This is a genomic window from Mesorhizobium sp. M1E.F.Ca.ET.041.01.1.1 (assembly GCF_003997355.1).
GTDB lineage: Bacteria > Pseudomonadota > Alphaproteobacteria > Rhizobiales > Rhizobiaceae > Mesorhizobium.
Genome location: NZ_RZSL01000666.1, coordinates 1 through 3,004, shown reverse-complemented (window position 1 = coordinate 3,004; position 3,004 = coordinate 1). Strand labels below are relative to the sequence as shown.

Sequence of the window (3,004 nt, the reverse complement as noted above, 5' to 3'; positions counted from 1 at the left end):
CCGGCGTCGGCGCCGCATGGGCAGCCGGCTACAAGGGCAAGGGCGTCACCATCACCATCGTCGACGACTTCAGCAGTTCATCGCGCTTCTCCGGCAATTTCGGGCTCGGCGTGCAGACCCAGCGGCATGGCGAATGGACGCGCGAGGAGGCAAGCATGATCGCTCCCGCGGCGACCATTCGCTCCAAGGATTTCTCGACGAGTTCGGCCGTTCCGCTGGCACGCGGCCGTAACGTGCTCAACCTCAGCTACGGCATGTACACCACCGCGGGCTACAGCGTGAGCCAGATCTGGTGGGCCCCGGAGGAGTCCTCGATCATTTCCTACGCCACCAAGGGATCGGCCATCGTCTCGAAGGCGGCAGGCAACGACTCGGTCGCCGTCGGCGGGGTGACCGGCGGCCAGCAGGACTATCTCGACCTCGCCCTGATCGGCAAACCGACGGCGATCTTCGTCGGCGCGCTGTCGACAAACGGCACTGCGTCCAGCAAGGCTCAGCTTGCCTGGTATTCCAACTATGCCGGCTCCGACCCGGCCGTGCAGGGCCACTTCCTGGTGGTCGGTGTCGAAGGCGACAAGACTGGCCTTTACGGCACGTCCTTCGCCGCGCCGATCATCTCCGGATACGCCGCGATCATCGGCAGCAAATTCACCAAGGCGACGCCGGTTCAGATCACCAACGACCTGCTCAACACGGCCCGTACCGACACACTGGTCAATTACGACCCGTCCATCTACGGCAAGGGCGAGGCAAGCCTTTCGCGCGCGTTGGCCCCCGTGTCGATACGTTGAGCCGCGGCGATCCTACGGCTTGCCGCGCTAGGCCTCGAGTGCCTTCGCGGCGCGCTTGAGCAGCGCACCGCGATCCATGGCGAATCCGGAATCCACCCATTCCTTCTCGAGGTTCTTCAGCGTCGCGCCAAGCTTCGGGCCGGGTGACGCGCCGAGTTCGGTCAGGTCGGCGCCCTTGATTGGAAAGGTCGGCTTTTCCCATTTCAAGGCGAAGCCTAGCAAGCGGGAGTAACCACCGGCTTCCAGCATGGCCTGATTGTCCTCGACGGCACGTGTCCGCGCGGCGGCGAGAGCGAGCCGAAGCCGATCGAGGAAACCGTCGCGGTTTCCGAAATAGAGCCTCTTCGCAAGTTCCGTCTCGGTTGTCTTGGATTCCGGCGAAGCCGTCAGCGCCCATTGCTTGAGCCGTTCGCCCTCGCTGGTCGAAAATCTCAGCCTTTCGGCAAGCACCTTCATGCGCGCGGCATCCGGCGGCACCATTGCCTCCAGCCTGAACAGCGGATCGGCATTCCAGCCGAGATCCTTTTCGGTCCTGACCAGCCCATGGATGGCGTCAATGCCCCACTTCTCGCTCTCCGGCAGCACGGCGGTGAGAACGCCGGCCTGGCGCATCCACAGCAGTGCGCGCGACGGATCGGACGCCGAAAGCAGCTTCTTCAACTCGGACCAGACGCGTTCGGCCGAAAGCCGGCTGAGCCCGTCCTTCAGCCTGGCGCAGGCCTTCAACCCCTCGGCATCGGGGCGGCCGTCGCCATACCAGGCGAAAAAGCGGAAGAAGCGCAGGATGCGCAGGTAGTCCTCGCGGATGCGCGCTTCCGGCTCGCCGATGAAGCGCAAACGCCGCGCCTCGATGTCGGCGACGCCGCCGACGAGGTCGACGACCGTCCCGTCGGCGTCGGCATAGAGCGCGTTGATGGTGAAGTCGCGGCGCTCGGCGTCGAGCTTCCAGTCGCGTCCGTAGATCACTTTCGCCCGCCGGCCGTCGGTCTCGATATCGGCTCTGAGCGTCGTGACCTCGTAGGCCTTGCCGCCGCCGATCGCCGTGATCGTGCCGTGCTCGATACCGGTCGGCACCGTCTTGAAGCCGGCGGCCTCGGCGCGCCGGATGGTCTCCTCGGGCACGGTCGTGGCGGCGATGTCGATGTCGGCGACCGGCTGGCCGATCAGCGCATTGCGCACCGCGCCGCCGGCCACGCGCGCCTCCTCGCCGCCCTCCTTCAGCGCGGCGAGCAGCCGCTGCAGATGCTTTTCACCGAGCCAGTCCGCCCTGCCCGAAAGAGACACCTCGGCACTCACGCATAGAGCCTTTCATAGAGCGTGCGGATGATACCCGCGGTGACGCCCCAGATGCGCTGGCCGCCATAGGGCATCTCGTAGAAGAACCATTCGAGGTCGTTCCACATGCGGCTGTCGCGCGCATGGTTGGCCGGGTCCATCAGGAAGCGCAGCGGCACTTCGAAGGCGGCGTCGACCTCGTCGGCATTGAGCGTCAGCGAAAAGCCGGGCCGCACCACGGAAAGCACCGGCACGATGCGGTAGCCGCTGCCGGAAACATAATCGGGCATCCGGCCGATGATTTCGATGTGGCCGCGGTCGAGGCCGATCTCCTCGAAAGTCTCGCGCAGAGCCGCGGCATCGGGGCCGGGATCCGTCGGATCGATCGTGCCGCCGGGGAAGGCCACCTGCCCGGAATGGCTGCGCAGCTTCTCGGCGCGCTTGGTGAGCAGCACGGTCGCGCCATCGGTGTGATCGATGACCGGGATCAGCACCGCGGCGTCGCGCAGCGGCTTTATGTGCTTCAGCCTGGGGTGGCCGGGATTGAAGCGATGATCGCCGAACTCGTCGCCGGCTTGCACCTCGGCCTGCGCCGCGGCGCGCGCGCGAAAATCCGCGATCGAGAACGGCACCGGCGCCACCTGGTCCATCACCCGCTTAGCCGCTCGAGTTTTTCGGCCGGCATGATCGGATAGACCTCGCCGCCGGAGCGGACGGCGAACATTGCCTTGCCGTCGATATCGATCTCCTCGCCATGTTCGACAAGCTCATACATCACGGGCCGCGCCACCAGCGCCTCCAGCCGACCGCGCACCAGCACATAGGGCTTGAGCCCGCCCGTCGCGTCCTCGTCGACGAAGCGCAGCGGATGGCCGGCTCCGGCCGTGACCACGTCGCCGACATTGGTGCGGAAGGTGATGACCTGACCCTCGCCGGTC

At 66.1% G+C, this 3,004-nt stretch carries 3 protein-coding genes and 1 pseudogene; 1 reads left to right on the top strand and 3 read right to left on the bottom strand.

Going from position 1 to position 3,004, the window contains the following annotated elements:
- Positions 1-791, top strand: a 791-nt coding sequence (locus EOA38_RS32255; protein ID WP_245480974.1) for a S8/S53 family peptidase, incomplete at its 5' end; no start/stop codon positions are given.
- 27 nt (positions 792-818) lie between these two features.
- Here EOA38_RS32255 and EOA38_RS32250 read toward each other — a convergent pair.
- The 3 genes and pseudogenes from EOA38_RS32250 to EOA38_RS32240 form a co-directional block, all read right to left on the bottom strand.
- A complete protein-coding gene (locus EOA38_RS32250; protein ID WP_126092348.1) occupies positions 819-2,087 on the bottom strand; it encodes a CCA tRNA nucleotidyltransferase in 1,269 nt (422 codons plus the stop codon).
- Positions 2,084-2,716: a CoA pyrophosphatase gene (locus EOA38_RS32245; RefSeq protein WP_126092347.1), complete on the bottom strand. Its 633-nt coding sequence runs from the start codon at positions 2,714-2,716 to the stop codon at positions 2,084-2,086. Before EOA38_RS32245 ends, EOA38_RS32250 begins: the two co-directional genes overlap by 4 nt.
- Positions 2,716-3,004, bottom strand: a pseudogene (locus EOA38_RS32240) (DUF1285 domain-containing protein); the annotation flags it as partial. The pseudogene EOA38_RS32240 and the gene EOA38_RS32245, both read right to left, overlap by 1 nt.